The organism is Actinopolymorpha rutila (assembly GCF_013407855.1).
Classification (GTDB): domain Bacteria; phylum Actinomycetota; class Actinomycetes; order Propionibacteriales; family Actinopolymorphaceae; genus Actinopolymorpha; species Actinopolymorpha rutila.
Map to the genome: position 1 here is coordinate 5963701 of NZ_JACBZH010000001.1, position 15389 is coordinate 5979089.

A 15389-nucleotide genomic window follows, 5' to 3' on the forward strand; every position below is an offset into this window, starting at 1 on the left:
ACACGGCCTGTCAACCCTGGATTGGCAGCGAAGCGTCGCCGGACATTTCCCTCAGTTGCTTACGTCGTGCCGGACCCAGACATTCGGTTCGACGTAGACGGCGTGGTCACCGTCCAGGTCACAGTGCACCGGGACGAGCGCGCCCGGCACGTCCACGTCGCCGGTCCGGTCGAACGGCAGGCCGGTCCATTCCCGCCACTGCCGCAACGATCCGTGCACCACCCACGAGGTGGGAGCGACCCCGGTGATCTGCCCACCGGCCCGCACGTGCGTGCGCAGCCAGGGGTCGTACGGCAGACCGTCGGAACGCAGGCGGGCAGCGTAGGCGGCCATCGGGGTGCGGGGCTCCCGGTCCTTCCAGGTCGGCCGCACCGGCGCGACCAGCCGGGCGAGCCCGGCGTCGCGAACGGCCACCCTCAGCGCCTGGAGCATCAGCCGGGAAAGTCCCTGTCCGCGAAGGGATCCGGCCACGCTGACGTCCAGCGCGCAGGCGGAGTTGGGTTGGGCTTCGGGGTTGGCGGCGTCGTGGAACGCCCACACCAACGCCTTCTCCCAGCCACCGTCCGGCAACGCCTCCCGATCCCTTCCGCCGAGCGCCAGCGGGACGGCGACGCCGTACGCGACGGCTCGCTCCCCTTCGGTCGCGACGACGCAGGTGTGCGGGAACTCCTCACCTGCCCGCCAGTAGAACGCGTCGGAGACGTTGTTGTGCCGCATGAAGTCCGGCCACCAGCCGGTCTCGTGTCGCGGGTGGGCGAACTCGGGCCGCTGGGCGACCGTGCTGAGCTGGATCGTCGCGCCGGACGGGAGCGTTCGGGCCACCGGCGCCGGTGGCGCCATCACAGCGCCCGGACGTACTGCCGGCACACGTACACCCGGTGAAACCTCGCACGTACGGAGGTCTCGAGTTCGCGCGGCGCCTGGCAGAACGCGGTGAACGGGCCGGTCAGTCCCTCTGGGCAGGTGAAACCCTCACCGCCGTCGGAGGAGTCCTTGTAGACATGGAGATAGCTGAACCGCTCGGTGAACCCCGATCGGCGGTACCACGCGTTGGCCGCGGTGTCCTCGCGCGTCCACGCGTCGAGTTCGCGAACGCCATCCGGGCGGAGGTCGTCGACCACACCGGAGAGGAGGGCGCCGGCGACTCCGCGCCGCTGGTGGTCGGGGTGGACGGCGAGGACCTCGATCGTCGATCGCGGCGGTGAGATCGTCGCGTCCAGCAGGCCGACGACCTCGGTGCCGGCGATGGCGACCCGGCGCAGCGCGGGCACGTCGTAGGACGGCCGCCGGGTCACCACGTCGTCGTAGTAGTCGGTCGGGAAGAAGCTGAGCAGGCGGCACCGCAGCCAGCCGGCGGCATCTGCGTCGCGGTAGTCACGAACGTGGAACGAAGCACACACGTGGGGATCCTGTCGGCGCGTCGGGACGAGGCACGGTCAGGTCCGCCGCCGACCGGATCGCCCGAAAGTGCGGACGGGGCACGGCGCGGACCATGGGCGAGGCCGAGCTCATCGCGAGCGCATGGGTGCATCGTGCCGACCGGCGCGAAGAGCCCGCAAACGGATTTCCGAACCCGGTCGCGCGAACTAGATTCGAAAGCCGGTACTCGTCAGTTCCGGCCAGTCACCCGCAGGAGGAGAGCAGATGAGCATCCAGCTCAACCACATCATCGTCCCTGCCCACGACAAGCGCGCGTCCGCCGAGTTTCTCGGCTCGATCCTCGGCGTCGCCGTCGGCGAGGACAGCGAGCCGTTCGTGCCCCTGACCGTCAGCAACGGCGTGACTCTCGACTACGCGAACTCCTCGGACTTCCAGCACATGCACTGCGCGTTCCTCGTCGAGGAGGACGAGTTCGACGCGGCGTTCGAGCGGATCCAGAAGGCGGGGCTGACCTACTACGCCGACCCGGGTCACCGGGAGGTGGGCGAGATCAACCACCGCTGGGGCGGGCGGGGCGTCTACTTCGACGACCCCAACGGACACAACATGGAGATCCTGACCCGCGTCCCGGACTGAGCCCGCAATCCACCGACCCCACGGGAGACAACGGGCGCGGGTGGGCTGTCGGCCAGATCACGGCAGCCCACCCGCTGCTGTGGGGCCCGGTTAGCCCGCTCGTTCCGGCCTACCCGACGTGCGGGCACCTATTCGAAACAACCTGGGTGGTGCCGTAGGGTCGCAGGCACGGCAGGCAGGTCGACCCGAGGGAGCCCTGAGATGACCGAACCGAACCGCCGCCCGCGGATCGTCGTGGTGGGCGCGGGATTCGCCGGGTTCCATGCGGCCAGGGAGCTGGAGCGCCTTGCTCGCGGCCGGGCCGAGATCGTCGTGATCAACCCCACCGACTACTTCCTCTACCTCCCGTTGCTGCCGGAGGTGGCCTCGGGAGTCCTCGACCCGCGCCAGGTCTCGGTGCCGCTGTCCCGGACGCTTCGGGACGCCTGCCTCACGCTCGGGACCGTCGACGGTGTCGACCTGGACACTCGTACGGTCAGTTACGTCGACCCCGAAGAAGGCCGGCACGAGATCACCTACGACCGGCTGGTCCTCGCGCCGGGCAGTGTCAACAAGCTCTTGCCCATCCCCGGTGTGTGTGAGTACGCACATGGTTTCCGGAGCGTCGGTGAGGCGCTCTGCCTTCGCGACCACCTGATCGGCCAGATCGAACTCGCCGGCGGCTGCACCGACTCCGTCGAGCGCGAGGCGCGGTGCACCTTCGTCGTCGTCGGCGCGGGATACACCGGCACCGAGGTCGCCGCCCAGGGACAGCTCCTGACCAAGCAGGTCGCCCGTACCAGGAACGGCGTGGACGAGAGCGAGGTGCGCTGGTTGCTGGTCGACGTCGCCGACCGGCTGCTGCCCGGCCTGGACCCGCGGCTGGCCGCCACCACCGACCGCACTCTCCGCCGGCGTGGCGTGGAGGTCCGTACGGGCACGTCGGTGGAGAAGGCCACCGCCGACGGTGTGCTGTTGTCCGACGGGGAGTTCGTGCCCACGAAGACCCTGGTGTGGTGCGTCGGCGTACGCCCGGACCCGCTCATCGAGAGCCTCGGCGAACCCACCGAGAACGGCCGGCTGGTGGTGGACGAGTACCTCAGCGTCCCGGGCCGGCCGGAGGTGTTCGCCTGCGGGGACAGCGCCGCTGTACCCGACCTCACCAGGCCCGGGCAGGTCACCGCGATGACCGCCCAGCACGCCGAACGCCAGGGCAAGGCGGCGGCCCGCAACGTCGCCGCGTCGTTCGGCGACGGGCGCCCGAAGCCCTACAAGCACCACGATCTCGGCTTCGTCGTCGACCTCGGCGGGCTGTCCGCGGCCGCCAACCCACTCGGTGTCGCGCTCTCGGGCGCACCCGCCGCGGCCGTGACGAAGGGCTACCACCTGCTGAGCGTGCCGGCCAACCGCATCCGCATCGCCGCCGACTGGGCGCTCGACGCGGTGTTGCGACGGCAGGTCGTCAAGCTCGGGTTGGTCGGTCCGAGCGCGGTTCCGCTGGAGTCCGACCAGCAGTGACCTCCGAGGCCACCGGCCTCGCTGAAAGGGATCTGGCCGGCGCCGCCGCGTACGGCGCCGATCATGCCTGTTCGGACGGGGCGAACCGCAACAGCGCACCAACGCCGTCACGCAGACCTGCCTCCGCCGAGACCACCTCGGCCACCGCGTCGGACGCGGCACCGGCCCGGATCAGCGCCTCGTCGAGTGCCTCCTCGCTGACCGAGACTTCGCTGTCGGCGGAGCCTCCGGCGGTGAAGAGCCGCCGCAACTCAGACGCATCGGACGCGAGCTCCGCCGCACCGGCACCGATCGCGATCCTCCGGCGGGAGCCCTCGGGCGCGTTGCCGTTGTCCGGGTCCTCCTCGGCCAGCAGAAGAGTGTCAACCGCGCCTTGACGCAGGGCCTGCAGGACGTCCGCCGCACCTTCGGCGCCGGTGCCGGCCGACATCCGGCTGCGCAGGCGCTCGACCAGGTCGTCCTGGATCAGGCGTTCGATCTCGGCTACAGCGTCGTCGAGCGCCGACTCGGCCTCCGCGTCGACGTCACCGCTGCCCGCCCGGTCGCTGGTGCGCACCAGCTCCTGGACCCAGTGCGGGAGGTGGTGGACGACCCGGGACCGGGCCTCCACCGCGCCGACCAGCAGAACGCTGGACAGCTTGGCGCTCTCGACCAGCCGGACGATGTTGTCGGCCACCAGCTTGGCGTTGCGGTCGGCGGTCTCCTCCACGGCGTTCTGCATCCGCCGGTTGGACAGCGCACCACCGCGCACCTTGTTCAGCGGACGCTGCTCTCCGCGGACCTCTGTGTGGCCATCGCCGTGCCCACCCTCGCCGTGACCGCCGGCCGGGGCACCACGGACCACGAAGTCGGCTCCCGAGCTGTCCACCACCACGACGCCGTAGCGGCGGGTGTCGGCGTTCGCGCGTACGTAGGCGGCCAGGTGCGGCAACGGCGCCCACGACACGTGGTCGCCGCCGACCGGGCCGTGCAGGGAGTCGGTGAACAACACTTCACCGCTCGCGGCGACGACGACGATCCCCTCGACCGCGGTGCGGCCGGGCGGCTGCTCGGTCACCGCCTTGCCGGCAGCCTCCACCGTCTGCTCGTCGGCACCGTCGGCGAGCAGTTGCTCGGCGACGGCCCGCCAGCGAAGGTCCACGCTGGTCTCGGAGTTGGCGTCGACGGCTCCCGGCTCCAGATAGGCCGTGACGATCGGGCCGGGCCGTTCGAAGATCTGGTTCAGCGGGGAGAGTCTCATTTCGACCGGCTACCCGAGGTGCCCGTACGCAAACGTTCAGCCGAACGCGGCCACCGGGTTGTCGACCAGCAGGGTCCGCCACCACGACTCGTCCAGCGCGGGCAGCAGTTCGTCGTACACGAAGGTGTAACCGAGGAACTCCCCACCGCCCGGCTCCCCGGCGTGGTACCACCCGCTGTCGTTGGCCACCAGGGTGCGGCCGAGCAGGCCGGCCGCGGCCATGCGTTCGACGCAGGCCCGCTGCCACTGCGTGTCACCCGGACGCAGGCCGTCGAACTCCACCCACGCGCCGGCGCGGGCGACCTGCTCGTGGATGTCGCCGTCCGGCTCGGCCTGGGCGTGCACCCAGACGAACTGGTCCGGTGAGACGCCTACGTCGGCGAAGATGTCGAGTTGTTCCAGGGCGGCCACGCCGGCCGTGGTGTGGGACGCGACCGTCAGCCCGGTCTCGCGGGCGGTCAGCGCGGCCGCGCGGACGAGCTTGCGGTCCAGCTCCTCCAGGGCGCCGTCGCGTACGGCCGTCTTGACGAACACGGGGCGCGCGGCAGGGTTGCCGGCGATGCCGTGGGTGTGTTCGTCGACGAACCGCCGAGCCAACTGCTCGGCCGCAAGCTCGTGGACGTACGAAGGTACGCCGACCCTGTCCGCCGCGCCGTAGACGCCGGTGTTGGTGCCGATCTCCACGCCGGTCGCGTCGGCGAGCCGGGCGAGGAGGACCGGATCGCGGCCGAGTCCCTGCGGCGTGCACTCCAGCAGCCGCCGGCAGCCGAGGGCGTACACCTCGTCCAGCTTCGGCTTCGCCGCGGCGAACACCTCGTCGGGGTCGTACACGTGCGGATCCGCGACACCGCCGAAGTCGACCAGGACGTGTTCGTGCACAAGGACGCTGTCGGGAACGAGAGCCCTGTCGGGGACCGCGGCCGGTGTCGTCATGGTGCGACCGTAGTGCAGATCAGAGGCTCGCGAAGGTCGTGGCCGCCCTGAGATAGCGCCCGACGTACAGGTCCTGCGTCCGCCGCGCCAACGGACCGCCCAGGCGGGCCAGCAGGTTTCCCGGCCGGGAGAACGCGGTCACGGTGAACACCACGGTGCCGCCGGTCTCGCGGGAGACCACGAAGCTCTCCTCGCCCTGCTCGGGGTGGCCGGGCAGTGTGCCGTACGCGAAGCCACGCCGGTCGGGTTCGTCGACGACGTGGACCACCCGGCACGGCGCGACGACTCCCCACCTGCCGATGCCCAGGACGACCGCCACCACGGCACCGGGCGTGGCCGTGGGCCGGTCGGCGTGCACCCCGAGTCCGGCGCGACGGTGGAGTTCCCAGCCCAGCACGCCGTCCGCACAGCTGTCGAAGGAGGCTTGCCCCTGGCCGACCCGGACCGAACGGGTCACCGGGCGGTAGCCGGGCGGGAGCGCGCCGGCGGTCGCGCCGACCTCGGGATACGTGAGAGCCGCGCCGGCGAGGTCCGCCAGCGGTGGTACGCGAAGAAGCACCGTCACGCCAGCGCCTCTCCGCGTACTGACAGCGGACTCGTCCTCGCGGCGTAGGCGGGTGGTGCCGGGTCCAGCCACCGCACGAACCGCGGCTTCACCATGAACGCGAAGAGGTGGTTGCCGGCCGGGGTGTAGTGGCCGTTGTAGAAGCGGTCGCGGTACTCCTGCGGGGACAGCGAGAAGGCCTGGTAGTCGGCGACGTGGGCGGCCAGTGAGTCGACGTACTCCACACCGAGGTCGTCGAGGTGGCGAACGAACTCCTCGTCCGGCCGGGTCTTTCCGGCACAGGCGTCCGCGACGGTCCCGCCGGGGTAGCTCAGCAGCACCAGCAGGCGCTTGCCCTGCTCGGCGAGCTCGCGCCGGGTACGTTCGACCAGCACCGCCGAGGCGCGGAACGCACACCGGTCGTAGAAGGCGTCGGCCATGCGCGCACCCGCCGCGTCACCGCCGGAGCCGATGTCGAGGTCGAGGTCGAGGTCCAGCGCGGCAGCGGTCTCGCGGTGGTCGGTGAGGAAGTCCCAGCGTCCGGTGCGCCGGCCCACCAGCAGGTGGACCACCAGGTCGTCGCCGAAGGTCTCCATCAGGAAGTCCGGATCGCACAGGTGGTACAGCGACTCCGCGGTCGGGCACGGGTTGGGCCGATCGACCAGCACACCGGCGGCGTCGAAGCGCACGTGCTCCCACGGGTTGGCGTGGAACATGCTTGTGGGCAACGACTGGTAACGATCCCACCATCCCCGGCCGACCCGCAGCATCCGGTAGGCGTCGAGGCTCCGGTAGTGGTCGTCCAGGTAGATGTTGAGAACGACATGCTCGGCGCTCGCCGCACTGGCCTCTTCCCGGCGCAGCCGGCGACACGCCTGCAGTACGCCGTAACCGCCGACGCCGAAGTTGCGCACGGGTTCGCCGAGGTGGGCCGCGAGGTACTCCTGCCAGGTCTCGCCGTCGCTGACCTGGTGGCACTGGGTGAAGCTGTCGCCGTAGGTGTTGACCCGGCACGGCCGGTCGGCGTAGGCGATGGCGAGGCGTTCACCGAGCGCGCCGTAGCGGTAGGTGCTCACCGAGTCGTCCACGCCGTCGGGCACCCGGGAAGGATGCGGGAGGTAGCCGAGTTCGGGGTCGAACCTCGCCCACTTCGGCTGGTCCGGGTCGAGGAACCGGTCGACCTCCGCGCGGCTGAACACCGCCTCCGCCAGAAACGCGTGCACGTGGTCCCGGAAGCTCACCGTCATCGCGCCCTCCTATGATCCTCGTCGGCAACCGTAGTCCAGGGATCGTGGTCGATGCGCGTGTACGAACAGGTGAGAACCGACCGACGTCGTCGGCGGAGTTCAGGCCGGCCGGGGCACCAGGGCCGAGGCCGGAGCGGAGGCCGGGGCCGGGGACGCACAAGAGCGACGGTCGCCGCCCTCGGCCTCCTCTGTGCCGTCGCGGGCTCGGGCTGCACCCTCGAGGTCGACGGGGTTCCTATGGGCGCACCGACGGACCAGCCCACCACTTCGCCGTCCGCGCGGGCGACCTCCGGGCCGGTGTCCGACGGCCGGGCCGTCGACCCGCTGGACAATCCCGACGGCACCAAGCCCGGCCTCGCCCCGGTCACGTCGTCCGCCGAACGCGGCGCGGCACGCCGCCTGATCGACAAGGTCCGCACGGCCGGGCGCGGGCCGAAGACGGGGTACGACCGCGACCGGTTCGGCTCGGACTGGACCGACACCGCCGACGGCGTACCCCTCGCCCGCAACGGCTGCGACACCCGCAACGACGTGCTGGCCCGGGACGGACAGGACCTGCGCTACCGCAGGGGATCCAAGTGCGTCGTGATGGCCATGACGCTGGCGGATCCCTACACGGGCAGGGCGATCTCGTGGCGGAAGCAGAACGCGGCGGACGTGCAGATCGACCACGTCGTACCCCTGTCGTACGAGTGGCAGTTGGGTGCGGCCCACTGGACCGAGCACCGGCGGGAACAGATAGCCAACGACCCGCTGAACCTCATGCCGGTCGACGGCGCGACCAACTCAGCCAAGAGCGACTCCGGCCCGGCGTCCTGGCTGCCGCCGAACAAACCGATCCGGTGCGCCTACGCGGTGCGGTTCGGCCAGGTGGCGCTGAAGTACGACCTGCCCGTCACCCGCGCGGACAAGTCGATGATGCTCACCCAGTGCCGGTAGCCGCCGACGGACGCCGTTGGCCCCGGCGGCACCGACGTCCGGCTCAGGCCGGAGCGAGCGGCTTTCCGGGGGTGCGCTTCTCCCTCGGCTCGTTCGTGCTCGCCGACCCGCCTCCGGACTGCCCCTCGTCCTGCTTCTGGCCGGGCAACGGCTGCTGCTCACGAACGGGCTGCTGCTCGAGCTGCTTGCGGTCGGGCCCGTTCTCGAGGCCCGGCTTCGCCTGCGCGGACGGCTCCACGGAGCCGGCCGGCTCCGACCCGGCGCTTTGTTCCCCCAGAGTGTGGGCCTGCGCCACACCGCGTTCGAAGGCGGCGCGCGCCTCCTCCGAGTCGTCCCACTCGTCGTGACCCTCGAACTCGCTCGGCCCCCGGCCGAGGCGTTCGTTGACCAACTGGTCGTACAACGGGGTGTCGCTCATTTGGTTGTCGCTCCTAGATCCCCGGACAGCCACCCTCCGTTGGCTGCCGTGTTCGGTCAGGTTAACGGCTTTTCGAGGTTGCTGCCCGTCGACAACCGATGCGAAACCGCTGGACGATATGTACCGAATTCCGCAGCACATCTTGCCTACTCTGAGTGTTCGGCAGACCACCTTACGTGGAATTTCGACTTTCAGGCGGGGCCGAATCGTGTCTTTGTCGTAACTTTTTCCATTAATCCCGACTTCCCGTCTGACCAGCGATTTCGCCGACCGGAGCAAGCGAACGAGGCCGCTGAAGATCGTCCGGCGATTTGCGGTGGCCCATCGGTCTCGCAATGGTGATTAAGCCCCCGATCAAGTCACGGAAGGACGCATAACCGATGTCCCGACGATTCACCAGGGTCCTCGCCTTCGTCGTCGCGTTGGCGACCCTTTCCTTCGTGGGAGTGGGAGCCGCGTCGGCCGCGACCGCACCGGACACCACCGCGGCCACCACCAGCGCGGTGTCTGCTCCGGTCACCGGCAAGGCCGCTGACGGCAGCACCTTCGCCGGCACCTTCACCCCGACCAAGTTCGCCACCCAGAACGGCAAGCTGGTGGCGATCGGCGACCTCACCGGAAACCTCACCCGCGCCGACGGCAGCACCGCCGCCGTCGACAAGTCGGTGACCGTGCCGGTCAACACGGCCGCCTCGACCGGTAGCTGCCAGATCCTCAACCTTGTGCTCGGGCCGCTGGACCTCAACCTGCTCGGCCTGGTCGTTCACCTCGACACCGTGCACCTGAACATCACCGCCGTCCAGGGCCCCGGCAACCTGCTGGGCAACCTGCTCTGCTCCGTCGCCGGCCTGCTCGACAACACCGGTGGACTGAACCTCGTTCTCGGTCAGATCGCCGGCCTGCTGAACCAGATCCTCGGCATCCTGGGCTGACCCGAGCCGGCTGAAGTACGCAAAGCCACAGACAGAACGCGCCCCCGCCTCGTCGGCGGGGGCGCGTTCTCGTGTCCGCGTTCGAGCCGTACGGGCCGTGGTCGTCGCGGCGACCACGGCCGATACGGCTGGTACGGCGGAATGCTCCTGACAGATGTCTAGGCCGGCACCGACCTTGTGGCGGTGACGCCGGAACTGGCGGCCTGGCCCACGGACGCCGCGGGAGCGGCAGGGTGCTCGTGGGGTGCGGGCCTGCGACCTCGGCGAACGGCGAGCCTGCTGCCCTCCGTGGTTCCTCCCCACACGCCGTACGACTCGGGGAGTCCCAGCGCGTGGTTGCGGCACTCGTCACACACGGGGCAGGCGGCGCAGATGGACAGCGCTCGCGTTTCCCGTGCCCGGCGCGCGGGCAACTTCTCGCCCTCGGGGCCGTAGAACACGTCAGAGGGTTCGCCGGCGCAGGCCGCCGACTGGTGCCATTCCCACGTTCCCTCGGGTACGGGCCTGTTTCGCCCCCCGGGCTGAGCGGCTCGGCGCTCGGGCATGCAGACAACCTCTCGTTGCCACGGCCCCCCGCCGCAGATGTATTCACAAGATCGGGTCGGACCCTCCGGCCGTGACGATCGGTCTACCTCCCGCCGTTGACAGCACTCTGTGCCAGTCAAGCAACGCAGACGACCCATCGCACCGGTCGAACCGGGCCAGATTCGGCGGGGTCAGAGCCGCGGGAAGAAGGGCCGCCGGCGCCGGTGCCACGCTGCGAACGACGCAGTGCGCATATTCAGGGCCTCTCCGTAGGGACTCGCCCGCTGTGAGCGGCAGACCCACTGCCTGAGCCCGCAGCCGACAACCTTACGTAGTAAACCCTCCAACGCAAGTCCCCAGTGTTGCGACCGAAACGGCACACAGCGTGTGCGCCGACCGCGCTTGCGGCATTTCTCCGACAACGGCCCGAGGAGCAGTCACAACTTCGGACAGGCAGAATCGAAATCAGTGACGGATGCGTCTGACGACAAGCACTAGCGCATTCAATTCTCGGGGCGGGCAGCCGGTCGGCTTCCTGTCGGCTTCCTGTCAACTTCTTGTCGGCACGGCTCAGCTCAGCCTGTCATCAGAAGCGAGACGGGCCGGTGATCTCGGCCTTCACCGGTTGAATTTTCGGCGCGTCCCACGTCATCAGAACCACGGTTCGCAGGCGGCGGCGTGCCCGAATTCGCCGGTCAGCGGCAAGGCTTCAACGGTGTTAGGCTCGCGGCGCAGCGCTGCCCAGGAGTCGAGAAAAAAGGTCGGAGTCAAACCGATGGGGAACGTCCTGCAAGCTGTCCTGCAACTCACTCTCGGCCTGGCCGGCATAGTCGCCGTGGTCCTCCTCCTCGATCGCATCGAGGACAACCTCGTCAGCGGTCGTCATCGTGGGCGAGCCCGCGCGCAGGCACGAGGCTGGTGGCGCAAGGTGAAGCGCACCGGAGCGAAGGTTCCGGAAGCGGTGGCTCCGGCGACCGTCCCCGTGGCCGGCGCGGAAGGCCTCGACGTGGCCACGCGGCGGGCCTGATCGGCGGGCCTGATCGGCAGCCCTAGTCGGCCGCCACCAGGTCCGCTTCCGGACCGGCTGGTTCGGCGGCGACGGTCGGTTCGGCGAGTCGCGGGACCACCCGGTGCACCGTCGCGAGTACCACCGCCATCGCCAGGCAGGTCGCTCCCGCCACCCCGACGGCGCCTCCCGCATACGCCATCACCAACCGGCTCCGGCCCACCTCGACCGGTGGGGTCAGCGAGCCCTGGTCGGCCAGGGCGACGAGGAGCACCGCTCCCACCAGCGCCGCACCTCCCACCAACGCCAGCCAGCCCACCATCCGGGGGTGCGGGTCGCTCGGCGCGCCGGTGGTCCGCGACCGTTGGGCGAGCACGAGCACGGCCGCGACGGCCGACGCCCATGCGCCGACGATCAGCAGGGCGGCAAGAGCGTCGCTCGGACGATGCCAGCCGGCGGACAGGGTGGCGATCCCGGTGAGCGCCGCGTAGCAGGCGCCCAGGACCGCGACCGTCGCCCGCAACCGCGCCGGCACGACCATGACGGCGGCGACCGCGACCGAGGCCGCCACGGTCATGTGCCCGCTCGGCAGGCTGTTCGGCGCACCGATGTTGGTGCCGGCGATGCCAAGGTCCGGCCGGGAGATGACGTGATCCTTGAGGATCTGCGTGGTGAGGTTGGCGCCGGCCACGAGCACGGTCGCCGCCACGGCGAGCAGGACCCGCCGCCGGGCGAGCGCGATGAACCCGAGCACGATCGTCGCCGCCACCAGCGAGGCCAGGGAGACGGCGTCCAGCACGCCGCTCACCAACTGCTCGACCGAGCCCCGGCCGAACCTCGTGCCGCGCAACACGGTCGCGTCGACGACCTGGCCGTGTGGAGTACGGATGAAGATCCACCAGACGAGGGCGAGTGCGGCGGTCTGCGCGGCCGCCAGCCCCAACAACCAACCAGCCAGCAACCCGCGTACCAGACTCCGCATCCGGTCACGGTAGCGGTCAAGCGCGGTCCGCGCTGAATGCCGCGACGCCGCTGCGCCGTTAGATTCGGTCGTGGACGGGACCCGGAGCGATCGGACGACGAGGCCGGATGGGGCGGTGGGCCGGATGAGCAGTCCTGACGTACGCGGACGGGTGCGCGGCACAGCCCCACGGGTGGCCGTGGTCGGGGCCGGGATCGTCGGCCTGAGTACGGCGTACGCGCTGACCGAACTCGGTGTCCGGCCCGACGTCTACGAGGTCGGCGTGCCGGGCAACGGGCAGTCGACCGGCCAGTCCCGGCTGTTCCGGCACTCCCACGAGGATCCGCGGCTGGTCGCGTGGGCACGGGAGAGCCGGTCGGTGTGGCGTACCTGGCAGGACCGGCTCGGGGTCGAGTTGGTGTCCGGCGACGGCGCGGTGACCATCGGGCCGAACGCCGGGCAACGGCTGGCGCTGCTGCGGCAGGCAGGCGTTCCCGCCCGGATGGTCGAGGCCGGCGAACTCGCGGACCTTGTGCCGCTGGTCCGGGGACGGGCCGCCGGCTCGGCGCCGGCGATGCTGGACGAGACGGCCGGGGCGATCCGCACCCAGGCCGCGATCCGCGCGCTGGCCGCGGCCGTCGACGGGGAGATCGTCAGCGACGAGGTGCTCTCGGTGCACGCCGCCGGGCCTGGGCAGGGGTCGCAAGGCCCAGGCGGAACGAACGGCCGGGCGCAGGTCCGATCGGTGAGCCGGTGCGCCGACTACGACACGGTGGTGGTCTGCGCCGGCCGGGGCACGCCTGCCCTCGCCCGCGGAGCCGGGCTGACGTTGCCGGTCGAGTTCGGGGCGCACGCCCGGGTGACCTTCGCGGTGCGCGGCGAACCGCCGGCGCGCCTGGCCTGCCTACAGGACGGCAGCGGGGAGTTCACCGCGGGGAGTGGGGCCAGTGTCTACGCGGCCGCGCTGCCCGGCGGTCGTGCGTACGCCGTGGGGGTCAGTGGGCACGTGGCCGCTCGTGCGGACGGCAGTGTGGCCGACCCCGACGGGCTGGGCAGGCTCGCCGACGCCGCCAGGGCCTACGTACGCGAGGCGCTGCCCGGGCTGGATCCGGACCCAGTGGGCCACGTGCACTGCTGGACGACCGAGCTCCCCTGGAGCCCGGACGGCCTCGCCGTCTGGCAGGCCGGGTCCGACGGCCCGGCCGGGCAGGTGCTGTTCGTGGCGGGCAACAACCTCTTCAAGCACGCTCCCGCTCTGGGTCGCGCCCTGGCCCGGGCCGCCGTGGGCGAGGAACTCACCGCGGACCTGCGGCCGGAGGCCCGGCTAGGGGATGTTTCGAGGCCCGGATCCGCCCCCACGGCTTGAACACCGCCAGGACGAACGCGAACACCAGCAGGAGAGGCGACACGATCGGCGGGTAGATCATGTCCCGCGGCGGCACACCTGGATGTCCCGCCGCCAACTGCCGGCCGAACTCCGTCGCCCCGGTGACCGTGGGCCGCAGCGCGACCAGGACCAACCCGGTCAGCAGGAGGTTCAGGGCGAGCTTCACCGCCACCCACCAGTACTTCAGCAGGCCGTACTTCGTGCCGAGTCCGAGCCAGATCCCGCTCGCCAGGCACACCAGGCCGGTCACCAGCAGCGGCCACACGGTGAACAGCCGCAGCGCCTGGTAGCACAGCGCGACGGTGCGGGGGTCGTCCGAGAGCACCGCGGTGAACACCACCACGGCCATCACCACGTCGATGCCGAGCCAGGTGCCGGCGGCGGCGATGTGGACGAGCAGCACTCCCTTACGCGCCCGGCCGGAGAGGGTGGGCACGCGACCGGACCGGCGGGGCACGCGGCTCGGGTCCGTGGCGGTCGTCAGCGGCATCCGGCCATCCTCACCCGGCAAGGCCGGTCGGATCGTCCGCCCGGGAGCCGATCCGCTCCTACGCCGAGCCGCGTACACCGAGCCGCGTACACCGTACGGTCCGGCGTACGCCCTGGTCACGGCGCGCGGCCGGGGGCTCCGCCCCGGCCGTTGGTAAGGTCGGCGCGGCAGCCGGCCGGCGCCGCAGGACACACCGTGAGGGGAACCAGATGGCCCACGAGGTCGAGATGCCGGAGTTCGTCCGCGCGCACGAGGCGGGCCACCTCACCGTGGACGTCCGCGAGCCGGAGGAGTACACCGCCGGGCACGTTCCCGGAGCCCGGCTGATCCCGCTGGGCACGCTCCCCCAGCACACCGCGAGCCTGCCGAAGGACCAGCCGATCTACGTGATCTGCGCGAGCGGGCACCGCAGCCTGGCCGGCGCCGAAGTCCTCACCCGGGCCGGGCTGGACGCGCACTCGGTCGCCGGCGGCACCCTCGGGTGGATGCGCGCGGGAAACCCCGTGGTGACCGGTGACTCACCGACCGGGGACTCGCCGGCCTGACCCGCGCGGCCTCCTCCGCCACGAGAGGGGGATCGAGAAGCCCGCGACCACGATCTTGCGGATGACGATCGTGGCCACCGCCACCAGGATGGCCGCCCAGGTGTGGGCGAGGGACAGCCGCAGCAGGCCCGCCGCCACGAGGAACTCCAGCAGCACCGCCAGCACCGTCGCGATCCCGGCGCCCCGGACCAGCACGACCGACGCCGCCGCCAGGCCGAGGGCGACGACGACGATGACCGCGCCGCGGATGATCTCGGCGTACGTGTCAACCATCCCCGGCGTGTCCCGGACCGCCCTGGGCGCCGGGTCCCGGCCCGAGCCCGGGCCGCTGCGCCGCCTCCGCGAGCGCCGCGCGCTCACGTTCGATCTCCTTGCCCAGGATGTAGTTCAGGCCGGTACGGATGGCCGCGATCGCCGCCAGCTGGCCGATCTGCGCGAACGTCGGCGAGACCGCCGTACGCAGTACGTCACTGGCGAGCTGGAACTCCAGCCCCAGCGTGAGGTAGCGGCCCAGGAACAGCCGTACCGCGTTGAAGTCCTCCTCGCCATGCCGGCGAAGAGCCGTGGAGACGAAGCGGACGAACGCCAACGCCGCGCCGACGAAGATGATCAGCGCACCCGCCGCCTCGACGAGCCGCACCAGGAGGCTGACGACCTCCCGGAGAAACTCCTCGGACAGCAGATCGACCAGGTGCTGGGTGTTACCCGG

At 71.0% G+C, this 15389-nt stretch carries 19 protein-coding genes; 7 read left to right on the plus strand and 12 right to left on the minus strand.

Annotated features, from left to right (window positions below):
* Nucleotides 1-51: 51 nt before the first annotated feature.
* Together F4554_RS26570 and F4554_RS26575 are read right to left on the minus strand one after the other, a co-directional pair.
* The gene (locus tag F4554_RS26570) at nucleotides 52-840 is read right to left on the minus strand and encodes an N-acetyltransferase (RefSeq protein WP_179790110.1); all 789 of its coding nucleotides are present in this window, start codon (nucleotides 838-840) and stop codon (nucleotides 52-54) included.
* Nucleotides 840-1400 (minus strand): GNAT family N-acetyltransferase, encoded by a 561-nt coding sequence (locus tag F4554_RS26575; RefSeq protein ID WP_179790111.1) that lies wholly within the window; start codon nucleotides 1398-1400, stop codon nucleotides 840-842. The genes F4554_RS26570 and F4554_RS26575 overlap by 1 nt, the downstream gene beginning before the upstream one ends.
* Before the next feature lie 244 nt (nucleotides 1401-1644).
* On the opposite strand from F4554_RS26575, the gene F4554_RS26580 reads away from it, so the two are divergent.
* A complete protein-coding gene (locus F4554_RS26580) occupies nucleotides 1645-2016 on the plus strand; it encodes a VOC family protein (protein WP_179790112.1) in 372 nt (123 codons plus the stop codon).
* Between the two features lie 201 nt (nucleotides 2017-2217).
* A complete protein-coding gene (locus tag F4554_RS26585; RefSeq protein WP_179790113.1) occupies nucleotides 2218-3513 on the plus strand; it encodes an NAD(P)/FAD-dependent oxidoreductase in 1296 nt (431 codons plus the stop codon).
* 61 nt (nucleotides 3514-3574) lie between these two features.
* Here F4554_RS26585 and F4554_RS26590 read toward each other — a convergent pair whose 3' ends face one another.
* Genes F4554_RS26590 through F4554_RS26605 form a run of 4 tightly spaced genes read right to left on the minus strand, consistent with a single transcriptional unit; the run spans nucleotide 3575 to nucleotide 7477 of the window.
* Nucleotides 3575-4753, minus strand: coding sequence for a baeRF2 domain-containing protein (locus F4554_RS26590; RefSeq protein WP_179790114.1), 1179 nt, complete (start codon nucleotides 4751-4753; stop codon nucleotides 3575-3577).
* A 36-nt stretch (nucleotides 4754-4789) separates the two neighbouring features.
* Nucleotides 4790-5686 carry a phosphotriesterase family protein gene (locus tag F4554_RS26595; RefSeq protein ID WP_179790115.1) on the minus strand — a complete coding sequence of 299 codons (897 nt, stop codon included), beginning with the start codon at nucleotides 5684-5686 and terminating at the stop codon, nucleotides 4790-4792.
* A 19-nt stretch (nucleotides 5687-5705) separates the two neighbouring features.
* On the minus strand, nucleotides 5706-6251 hold the full coding sequence (locus F4554_RS26600; protein ID WP_337796208.1) for a DUF1990 family protein: 546 nt from the start codon (nucleotides 6249-6251) through the stop codon (nucleotides 5706-5708).
* Nucleotides 6248-7477 carry an SGNH/GDSL hydrolase family protein gene (locus tag F4554_RS26605; RefSeq protein ID WP_179790116.1) on the minus strand — a complete coding sequence of 410 codons (1230 nt, stop codon included), beginning with the start codon at nucleotides 7475-7477 and terminating at the stop codon, nucleotides 6248-6250. The genes F4554_RS26600 and F4554_RS26605 overlap by 4 nt, the downstream gene beginning before the upstream one ends.
* Before the next feature lie 237 nt (nucleotides 7478-7714).
* On the opposite strand from F4554_RS26605, the gene F4554_RS26610 reads away from it, so the two are divergent.
* Complete coding sequence (locus tag F4554_RS26610; RefSeq protein ID WP_202889472.1) at nucleotides 7715-8416, plus strand: HNH endonuclease family protein; 702 nt, start codon at nucleotides 7715-7717, stop codon at nucleotides 8414-8416.
* Nucleotides 8417-8459: 43 nt separating this feature from the next.
* On the opposite strand, the gene F4554_RS26615 is transcribed toward F4554_RS26610, so the two are convergent.
* Complete coding sequence (locus tag F4554_RS26615) at nucleotides 8460-8834, minus strand: hypothetical protein (RefSeq protein ID WP_179790118.1); 375 nt, start codon at nucleotides 8832-8834, stop codon at nucleotides 8460-8462.
* Between the two features lie 380 nt (nucleotides 8835-9214).
* On the opposite strand from F4554_RS26615, the gene F4554_RS26620 reads away from it, so the two are divergent.
* Complete coding sequence (locus tag F4554_RS26620) at nucleotides 9215-9766, plus strand: hypothetical protein (RefSeq protein WP_179790119.1); 552 nt, start codon at nucleotides 9215-9217, stop codon at nucleotides 9764-9766.
* Nucleotides 9767-9924: 158 nt separating this feature from the next.
* Here F4554_RS26620 and F4554_RS26625 read toward each other — a convergent pair whose 3' ends face one another.
* On the minus strand, nucleotides 9925-10449 hold the full coding sequence (locus F4554_RS26625; protein WP_337796209.1) for a WhiB family transcriptional regulator: 525 nt from the start codon (nucleotides 10447-10449) through the stop codon (nucleotides 9925-9927).
* A gap of 317 nt (nucleotides 10450-10766) precedes the next feature.
* Between F4554_RS26625 and F4554_RS26630 the strand changes: the two genes are divergently transcribed.
* Nucleotides 10767-11318 (plus strand): hypothetical protein, encoded by a 552-nt coding sequence (locus F4554_RS26630; protein ID WP_179790121.1) that lies wholly within the window; start codon nucleotides 10767-10769, stop codon nucleotides 11316-11318.
* A 22-nt stretch (nucleotides 11319-11340) separates the two neighbouring features.
* Here F4554_RS26630 and F4554_RS26635 read toward each other — a convergent pair whose 3' ends face one another.
* Nucleotides 11341-12279, minus strand: a complete 939-nt coding sequence (locus tag F4554_RS26635) for a phosphatase PAP2 family protein (RefSeq protein ID WP_179790122.1) — start codon at nucleotides 12277-12279, stop codon at nucleotides 11341-11343.
* A 124-nt stretch (nucleotides 12280-12403) separates the two neighbouring features.
* Here F4554_RS26635 and F4554_RS26640 point away from each other — a divergent pair, with 124 nt between their 5' ends.
* Nucleotides 12404-13624, plus strand: coding sequence for an NAD(P)/FAD-dependent oxidoreductase (locus tag F4554_RS26640; RefSeq protein WP_179790123.1), 1221 nt, complete (start codon nucleotides 12404-12406; stop codon nucleotides 13622-13624).
* Here the strand turns inward: F4554_RS26640 and F4554_RS26645 are convergent.
* Nucleotides 13554-14135 (minus strand): hypothetical protein, encoded by a 582-nt coding sequence (locus F4554_RS26645; RefSeq protein WP_238341415.1) that lies wholly within the window; start codon nucleotides 14133-14135, stop codon nucleotides 13554-13556. The two genes, F4554_RS26640 and F4554_RS26645, sit on opposite strands and share 71 nt — an antisense overlap.
* Nucleotides 14136-14344: 209 nt before the next feature.
* Here F4554_RS26645 and F4554_RS26650 point away from each other — a divergent pair, with 209 nt between their 5' ends.
* Nucleotides 14345-14680 carry a rhodanese-like domain-containing protein gene (locus F4554_RS26650; RefSeq protein ID WP_179790124.1) on the plus strand — a complete coding sequence of 112 codons (336 nt, stop codon included), beginning with the start codon at nucleotides 14345-14347 and terminating at the stop codon, nucleotides 14678-14680.
* Here F4554_RS26650 and F4554_RS26655 read toward each other — a convergent pair.
* Together F4554_RS26655 and F4554_RS26660 are read right to left on the minus strand one after the other, a co-directional pair.
* Complete coding sequence (locus F4554_RS26655) at nucleotides 14654-14953, minus strand: hypothetical protein (RefSeq protein ID WP_179790125.1); 300 nt, start codon at nucleotides 14951-14953, stop codon at nucleotides 14654-14656. The genes F4554_RS26650 and F4554_RS26655 overlap by 27 nt on opposite strands.
* On the minus strand, nucleotides 14946-15320 hold the full coding sequence (locus F4554_RS26660; protein WP_337796210.1) for a DUF1622 domain-containing protein: 375 nt from the start codon (nucleotides 15318-15320) through the stop codon (nucleotides 14946-14948). Before F4554_RS26660 ends, F4554_RS26655 begins: the two co-directional genes overlap by 8 nt.
* Nucleotides 15321-15389 lie beyond the last annotated feature (69 nt).

Excerpts from the sequence above, each read along its gene's own strand:
- F4554_RS26570 (WP_179790110.1), bottom strand. The coding sequence starts at position 840 with ATGGCGCCACCGGCGCCGGTGGCCCGAACGCTCCCGTCCGGCGCGACG.
- F4554_RS26580 (WP_179790112.1), top strand. The coding sequence starts at position 1,645 with ATGAGCATCCAGCTCAACCACATCATCGTCCCTGCCCACGACAAGCGC.
- F4554_RS26585 (WP_179790113.1), top strand. The coding sequence starts at position 2,218 with ATGACCGAACCGAACCGCCGCCCGCGGATCGTCGTGGTGGGCGCGGGA.
- F4554_RS26590 (WP_179790114.1), bottom strand. The coding sequence starts at position 4,753 with ATGAGACTCTCCCCGCTGAACCAGATCTTCGAACGGCCCGGCCCGATC.
- F4554_RS26595 (WP_179790115.1), bottom strand. The coding sequence starts at position 5,686 with ATGACGACACCGGCCGCGGTCCCCGACAGGGCTCTCGTTCCCGACAGC.
- F4554_RS26605 (WP_179790116.1), bottom strand. The coding sequence starts at position 7,477 with ATGACGGTGAGCTTCCGGGACCACGTGCACGCGTTTCTGGCGGAGGCG.
- F4554_RS26610 (WP_202889472.1), top strand. The coding sequence starts at position 7,715 with ATGGGCGCACCGACGGACCAGCCCACCACTTCGCCGTCCGCGCGGGCG.
- F4554_RS26615 (WP_179790118.1), bottom strand. The coding sequence starts at position 8,834 with ATGAGCGACACCCCGTTGTACGACCAGTTGGTCAACGAACGCCTCGGC.
- F4554_RS26620 (WP_179790119.1), top strand. The coding sequence starts at position 9,215 with ATGTCCCGACGATTCACCAGGGTCCTCGCCTTCGTCGTCGCGTTGGCG.
- F4554_RS26625 (WP_337796209.1), bottom strand. The coding sequence starts at position 10,449 with ATGGGTCGTCTGCGTTGCTTGACTGGCACAGAGTGCTGTCAACGGCGG.
- F4554_RS26630 (WP_179790121.1), top strand. The coding sequence starts at position 10,767 with ATGCGTCTGACGACAAGCACTAGCGCATTCAATTCTCGGGGCGGGCAG.
- F4554_RS26635 (WP_179790122.1), bottom strand. The coding sequence starts at position 12,279 with ATGCGGAGTCTGGTACGCGGGTTGCTGGCTGGTTGGTTGTTGGGGCTG.
- F4554_RS26640 (WP_179790123.1), top strand. The coding sequence starts at position 12,404 with ATGAGCAGTCCTGACGTACGCGGACGGGTGCGCGGCACAGCCCCACGG.
- F4554_RS26645 (WP_238341415.1), bottom strand. The coding sequence starts at position 14,135 with ATGCCGCTGACGACCGCCACGGACCCGAGCCGCGTGCCCCGCCGGTCC.
- F4554_RS26650 (WP_179790124.1), top strand. The coding sequence starts at position 14,345 with ATGGCCCACGAGGTCGAGATGCCGGAGTTCGTCCGCGCGCACGAGGCG.
- F4554_RS26655 (WP_179790125.1), bottom strand. The coding sequence starts at position 14,953 with ATGGTTGACACGTACGCCGAGATCATCCGCGGCGCGGTCATCGTCGTC.